The 674-nt window shown below is 51.6% G+C and carries 2 protein-coding genes; both read left to right on the top strand.

What is annotated here, in order from left to right; all coding sequences use genetic code 11:
• On the top strand, positions 1-235 hold a 235-nt coding region (locus HMPREF9334_RS11930), incomplete at its 5' end, for a replication/maintenance protein RepL (RefSeq protein ID WP_006693593.1).
• A 254-nt stretch (positions 236-489) separates the two neighbouring features.
• The coding region (locus HMPREF9334_RS12390) for a hypothetical protein (RefSeq protein ID WP_039957607.1) at positions 490-674 on the top strand (185 nt) is incomplete at its 3' end.

Here is a 674-nt window from a genome sequence, read left to right as displayed (position 1 = left end):
CTATCAAACGGTATCGAGGACACTACAAGCACTAATCGACAGTAACTTCTTGCAACGCATCAATCAAGGCGCATATCGCGTAAACCCAGACGTATTATTCAAGGGCGGGAAGAACGCAAGAATGAACGTGCTGCTGCAATATCACGACGCAGCAGCCGAAGGGGACGGCTCGAACGATTCCGCAGCCATTCCTGAAGAACAATACGAGGTATTCGCAGAGCAAAAAGCAAGCTGACTTGAATCCGATCGGCGCCGATGTGCGCCGATCTATTTTTTTTATCCGCCCATCGCGGCGGATCAGCGAACGAAGGTGAGCGGCAAAAATCGCCCGATACAATCGGGCGCGAACGGCGTTTCAGATTCTGAAATGCATAAGTGAGCTTCGAGCAATTCTGCTCGAAGGTGTGCACGAGTTTTTCGCGGCTGCGAGAAACTCCTAAGTGCACATCGAAAACGCATAGAAATCTCCACGCGTGGAGATTTCTGTAAATGCGCATTCTCGATTCTGGGGCGACGTCTTATTATCTTCCACACCATCGCACCCTATCGGATTCCGCTCACGCGAACAACGGCGCGGCGACAGGTGACTACCACGCCGACATTCACGCTCGACCTTCAAAGCGGTGCAACGCCTTGCGCCACTTGAAGATCATTGACTACCTCTGCTATAATCA

This window comes from Centipeda infelix ATCC 43532, assembly GCF_000234095.1.
Classification (GTDB): domain Bacteria; phylum Bacillota; class Negativicutes; order Selenomonadales; family Selenomonadaceae; genus Centipeda; species Centipeda infelix.
Note: the sequence above shows the minus strand (reverse complement) of the source record. Positions and strands in the feature narration are given on the sequence as shown.